At 55.2% G+C, this 5,709-nt stretch carries 8 protein-coding genes; 4 read left to right on the forward strand and 4 right to left on the reverse strand.

Features of this window, described 5'->3' with window-relative positions:
* Positions 1-35 precede the first annotated feature (35 nt).
* From ABIZ35_RS15040 to ABIZ35_RS15050, 3 genes are all read right to left on the reverse strand, one after another.
* Positions 36-749 (reverse strand): hypothetical protein, encoded by a 714-nt coding sequence (locus ABIZ35_RS15040; RefSeq protein ID WP_348220738.1) that lies wholly within the window; start codon positions 747-749, stop codon positions 36-38.
* A gap of 65 nt (positions 750-814) precedes the next feature.
* On the reverse strand, positions 815-1,561 hold the full coding sequence (locus ABIZ35_RS15045; RefSeq protein WP_348220739.1) for an Ig-like domain-containing protein: 747 nt from the start codon (positions 1,559-1,561) through the stop codon (positions 815-817).
* Positions 1,548-2,039 (reverse strand): GNAT family N-acetyltransferase, encoded by a 492-nt coding sequence (locus ABIZ35_RS15050; protein ID WP_348220740.1) that lies wholly within the window; start codon positions 2,037-2,039, stop codon positions 1,548-1,550. The genes ABIZ35_RS15045 and ABIZ35_RS15050 overlap by 14 nt, the downstream gene beginning before the upstream one ends.
* Positions 2,040-2,863: 824 nt before the next feature.
* On the opposite strand from ABIZ35_RS15050, the gene ABIZ35_RS15055 reads away from it, so the two are divergent.
* From ABIZ35_RS15055 to ABIZ35_RS15065, 3 genes are all read left to right on the forward strand, one after another.
* Positions 2,864-3,337 (forward strand): hypothetical protein, encoded by a 474-nt coding sequence (locus tag ABIZ35_RS15055; protein WP_348220741.1) that lies wholly within the window; start codon positions 2,864-2,866, stop codon positions 3,335-3,337.
* A 157-nt stretch (positions 3,338-3,494) separates the two neighbouring features.
* Positions 3,495-4,064 (forward strand): hypothetical protein, encoded by a 570-nt coding sequence (locus tag ABIZ35_RS15060; protein WP_348220742.1) that lies wholly within the window; start codon positions 3,495-3,497, stop codon positions 4,062-4,064.
* Positions 4,065-4,184: 120 nt separating this feature from the next.
* A complete protein-coding gene (locus ABIZ35_RS15065) occupies positions 4,185-4,631 on the forward strand; it encodes a hypothetical protein (protein ID WP_348220743.1) in 447 nt (148 codons plus the stop codon).
* 53 nt (positions 4,632-4,684) lie between these two features.
* On the opposite strand, the gene ABIZ35_RS15070 is transcribed toward ABIZ35_RS15065, so the two are convergent.
* A complete protein-coding gene (locus ABIZ35_RS15070; protein WP_348220744.1) occupies positions 4,685-5,083 on the reverse strand; it encodes a GNAT family N-acetyltransferase in 399 nt (132 codons plus the stop codon).
* A gap of 219 nt (positions 5,084-5,302) precedes the next feature.
* Here ABIZ35_RS15070 and ABIZ35_RS15075 point away from each other — a divergent pair.
* Positions 5,303-5,709 (forward strand): ATP-binding protein (locus ABIZ35_RS15075; protein WP_348220745.1); only part of this gene is annotated, 407 nt, incomplete at its 3' end.

A 5,709-nucleotide genomic window follows, 5' to 3' on the forward strand; every position in this document is an offset into this window, starting at 1 on the left:
GGGAAAAGACGGCGGTTTCCGTGGGGGAGATCGGATTACCCCATGCGGATGCGGCGGGCGCGGCGCAGGCGGGAGCGGAGGCTTCCGCGCAGCAGGAGGGCGCTGAGGCTGAGGGAGCCGATCCCAATCGGCGCGACAGGCCGGGAGTCGCTGGAGACCGGGGTGATGGTCGCGACGATCGATGGCCGGAACGCGCCGCTGCTTTGGTAACCGCTCACGGTGAGGGGCAGACTGTTGAAGTCGGCGCCGATCATTTCCGTCCCTACGGCGCCGGTCGTGGCGATCGGGGTAAATTCTGCGTCCAGCAGCTGGAAGGAGAAGGCGTCTGGCGTGATGTCCTCAATTCCCGTGCTGGTGAGCATCAAGTGGAAGGCGATCGTTGCATTTGCTTTATGAACCGTGAACGCCTGGACGAAGTCCGCCAGGCCGCTGGCGCCCGCGTTGGCGCTTGAGAGGACTAGCGTGTCTTCGAAGCCCAGGGCGCCGGTGACATCGCCCATCGTCGGCGCCATGACCGCGCCGAGCGCGCCGCCGTGCAGAGAGAAATGAGAGATACTTGCGAAGCTGCCGCCGTTGCCGCGCCCCGAGCCATCGGTGAGCGTAATCTCGACATAATACGTCCCCAGGCCGCTTAGCGCGCCGGCGCCGATGGAGACATGGTAGGTGGCGGACGGAGCCGCATCGCCGGCCGCTCGCTCGCAGACCGTAATGGGGAGCAGGCTGCTGTTTTTGATAGATCGGTTTTTCATATGCTCCTCGTTTTCCTCCACCTGATTTTGCCTGTCGGACAGAAATATGGTCGGTGAGAAATTTCCTACCGTGCGCCCACGCCCGCTAGAATACGCGTCACGTAGCTAGACGGCTGCTTGTTGAATTCGAGCACAATCGTCATGCTTGCGCCCGCGCCCAGGCCCGAGGTGCTGATGTACGGGCTGCCTGCCGGGGAAGCCGAATCTGTGGTTCCGGTGGCGTTGGTGAGCGTCGCGCCGCTCAGATTGTCCAGCACCAGCGAGAGCGGGCTGCGGATGGCTGCGCCGCAGCAGGTCAGAGTGATTGGCTGACGATAGCAGCCGTTGGCGCGAAAATACACGTATCCACCCTGCGCCACTTTGATCCGCGGCGTGATATTGGCGGCGGGCGCCTGGGCGACGGAGATCCTCACCTTCGCCGGCGCGCTGGATAGTCTGCGGTTATGGACGGAAAACGTGAAGCTGTCGTCGCCATAGTAACCCGGGTTCGGGGTGTATGTCAGATTGGGGGCGTTTCCCGTGAGCGCGCCGTGCGACGGATGGAAGCGAACGGCGTAAATGATGGATTTATCTGGATTTCTCGGATCGTCGCCGGTGAGGGTTATCTCAACCGGCGTGTCTTCCCACGTGTCCACGCTTTGGCTGCTGGCCGTGGGAGTGCGGATCGCGAAGGTGAATGACAACCTTTTGATATCGAAGCCTCCGCTCGCCGCGCCGCCCTTGGTTCGCCGGGCGCGCGCCGGCGGACATGGGGAAGGCGTAACCGGTTTCACTTCGAACTCGGGAGAGCGTGCGGAATTACGCATAGACATTGTTCGGGTTCCACTCCATCAGAAGGTACATTCCGTCGTTTTGTATTTGCGAAAAGCCCAGACGCCGCCATAAATGGTAGGCGCGATTGAAATGCTCCACATGCAGACGGATCACCAGATCTTCCTCCCGCGCATGGCGCATGAGGGCGCCGATCACGCGCGAGCCGATCCCTTTCCCGCAGTATTTGGGCAGCAGTGAAATATCGAGGATCCATAGCTCATCTTCACGATAATCCACATATAAGCGCCCGGCCCGAACGCCGTCCTGCATCAGCACATCATACTGACCGTCTGGGAACCGTGCTTGAAAAAATGTGTTCTGCTCCAGAAACTCCGTGTGCAGGAAATCGACCTTTTGTTCGGCGTCCCATGTGACCGCCGACATCTCGTTGGCGCGGGTACTGGCGTAGACTTCGAAAAGAAAGGCTTCGTCGTCTGGCGTCGCCGGCCGCTGCGCCAGGATTAGTGATTGTTTCATCGTACTGTGCTGAAGTCCTTTCCTTTGTCTTGGGAACCCGAAAGAGAACATACGGACTTCCGACAACAACAGTGACGCCATGGAATTTATCATGAGTTTGCTTGGTGAAGCGCGGCTTAATAGAAAAACACTTAGGCTGTTTTGCTATTATCGAAATCTAATTTGAAAACACAGCTGCGGAGAGTCTGGACATTGACCGGCAGTGACGTAGCTTGGAGAAAGTGTGTCATTCGAGAGAATATCCTCCAAAACGAGTTGTGATGCGTCCTGCGTGAAATAGGGTGAGAGCCGCCCAACAACGAGCAGACAACAGGAAACTGAATGGCTGCTTAAGGCAAGCGCAGGGAGATGATATGCGCACAACGAAGTCAGTAATCCCACAGGGAGTGGAGAAGTCCAACAGCCGCGCAAATCGTCAACCAGCACTACTGAACTTTATCATACTTAATTGGCTCTGTCAATATTTATGAAAAATAATTTCAGAATAATTTGTACGACAATTCACTTAATTGTCGTAGCAGGCGGTCTTATATTTCTTGCTTTCTTTCGATATCGCTCAGCAAGAATTAGCAGGGAAGCAGTATAATGAGTAAAGACTAATATTAAATTATATTTTACTATTATTCGAAGCAGGCAAGCATTGTTTTTTTAAAATAGAAGTAATCCAAGACAAATCCATGCTGGCCAATTCTTTTGACCGGCCGTCTCCGCGCCTCCTGATCACGTTTCGGCTTCAGCCGTGTTCAACTGCTTTGCGGGCGTAAAGGCAAACTTGCACCCGGTTGCTGCAAAATCGCAGCGCCTGTAGAGAAATTCACTCATTCATGAGAACACAAAGACAAGAGGAAGCTCTCGAATTCATTCGCAGCAATCCCAAGATGTTTGTGGGCGACAATCCGCCGACAGAGGCCCTGCTGACTAAGTATCTATTGGAGGGCGTCTTGCTTCTCACTGAGAATCAAGTCGTAACCTGCCGACGGGATGGGTGGCGGATCATCGCTGCGGAAGATGACTGGCTGACGCTTGGGCGCCACCAAAGCGAGCGTTCCGTATTTCTCGATGTCGTCCAGTTTCCCGAACTGGGCGTCAACTGCTGCCGCCCCGAAGTTGCGATGGCTGCTTTCGCTCAGGATGTTGTCACGGCCAGCGACGAGGGCTGGACTAATATTCAAGGGGCGCCCATGGATGCCGAGATGATGGCGCGTCTGCGGGACGAATTGCCGCGCTGGCGGCGGCTGGTGGCGTTCCGGATGTCTAAGCCGCTTGTCTCATTGAAGCACCCTGAGGTTTTGATATGAGTAAACTCAAAAGAACAATTTCGCGTAAGCCTGCGGGACCGCCCTTCGATGTATCAGAGGTGAAATTTCGTGAGAGTATATTTTGCCAATCGCTTCGCATATTATAATTTATTCGACGCGATTATTCTGTTTGCCTGCTGGAGTTTAAGCCGCCTTTATGAAGAATAATTTGTTAAATGACTCAATCAAAGTTCGAGGAATATTGAGTGCAGGCATATCGCTGATACTGACGCTGCTATCGGGGTGTGGCTCCGATGATCGAATACCAGACAAATATCTTATTCCGCAAGGCTATACGGGATGGATCGTGGTTCAGTATGGGATGAAAAATAAGCCCGCGATTCCCGTGGTGAATGGCTTTCGTGTGATCAGTGTTAAGCCAGGTGGGCGGGTGCGTTCTGGAATAACGTTCAACTACGTAAAGACATCTTCGCTAGCCCTGAGGGGCTGGGCGGAAGACCGTTACTACTACAACACTCCGCAGGGTCCAGTTTTAATTGCCGAGCAAGGTCCCCAGCAAATGGTATGGGCAATGAAGAGCGGGTACGACGGCGGCGGTGATGATGGCGTGTCGTCTGTGGAAGACGTGTTCATTGGAACGCAAGCGCAATACCAACTTGCTCAAAATGGTCCAAGAGCGGACACGGAAGAATTCGAAGACAAATTAGAAGCCGATATGAAAAAGGAGGCGCTGGAGGAAAAGCGTCTTAAAGCCAAACACAACTAATCGATCGTGGATGATGAACATGATATGTGGTCATCCGAGGCAAGGCGGCGGTCGCGTTTCTTACAACACGGATGAACTGAGTATGCAGCGGGCGGCGTCATTATGCCGGGGGGCAATTGTTTGGGTGTAGAAATCGTTTACGCATTCGGTCATGAGGAAATGTGGGTTCAGAGCTACGGACAGGTGACGTGGAACGGTCTGAAAGACGCGCTGCCGCTCATGCTGGAGTATGTCAGCGATCGGATCGCCGAAATTCCATCGCGGCGCGAAGGGCCGGCGGAGCTGATTTGGGATCGCGACGGGGGCTGCCCCGTCGTCTTTGATTTGAACAAGCGGATATGGACGATGGCGCGCTTCCATTTCGGCGACCTTATCGACGAGGGCTATATTGGATTATGCGAAGTGCGCTTCATCAACGCGCGTGAACTCATTCGCCTGCTGGTTTGGTGTGACTTCCTGCGCGAGCACGATCCTGGTTTTACCGCACATGAATGGGCGCTGGACACGATGCGAAATCGTCTCTACGAAATAGAATATGTCGCCCGGCATGCCGCAGGGAGAAAGTGAAACGAGAGCCCGGCCGCAGGTGCAGCCGAGCGCTGTTGTTTTTTATCCATCTACTACGCCGTTCGCTTGATCATCCAGCCGGATTCGACCGGCTCCAGGCCGATCCTGGGATAATACTCCATCGCCTCAGGAGCGGACAGCAGAACGAGCGTCGCTTGCTCCCCGATCACTTCCCGAGTTTCCTCTACCAGCGCGCTGCCGACGCCCTGGCGCTGGTAGTCGCGGTCGACCGCCAGGTCCGAGAGATAGCAGCACCAGACGAAGTCCGTCAGCGAGCGCGCGACGCCGACTAATTTTTCTCCGTCCCACGCCGTGACCGTCAGATTCGCATGGTCGATCATGTGCTGGATGCGAGGTAAGTCGCCAGTTGGCCTTCGGATCCCCGATCTGTCAAAGAGAGCGGCCAAATCTTGAGCGCTGATCACGGCGTTCGTCAGGTATTGGATTGACATGGTGGATGGTTCCGTTCATTCGGCGGTGAATACGTGATGGGATTATACTGAGTTTGGGAGAATCCGGCAAGCCGCCGCGAACGCCGCGCGCGTTTGCCGAACGGCTCATGTTTTAGTTGGGGGAGAATCCGAGATTGTTGGTATAAGAAAGTAATCAGTTCGATTTTGGATTTTGTTTTGGTTCTTGTCACGGTGGCTGATTGAGAAATGGGGCTTCCCTTGATATTGCGTCTCTCGCTGGAATTGCCGGAAGATGGGCATTATATTCGCACGACGCGTTTGCTCAGCCGATGCCTGCTCGAAGACATGTGCGTGATGCGACACGTGATTGATGACGTGGAAACGATTGTCGCAGAGCTGTGTTCGAATGTCATTCGCCACGCACAGTCAAACGTGGCTAAGTTCGTGGTGACTCTGGAATACTACAAGCCCAGGGTCGTCATTACGGTGACGGACACCGGCGCTGGCTTCGACCAGAACGCCGTGCGGCATGTTGGCTCGATGCGCGACGACGGGTACGGAGGTGAGCGACTGGGCGGGTGGGGCTTATCCCTGCTGGATGGATTGTCCGATAAAGTCGACTTCACCACAACCGATCCGCACGGGACGACGGTGCGGGTCGAGAA

The organism is Capsulimonas sp., from assembly GCF_039929585.1.
Classification (GTDB): domain Bacteria; phylum Armatimonadota; class Armatimonadia; order Armatimonadales; family Capsulimonadaceae; genus Capsulimonas.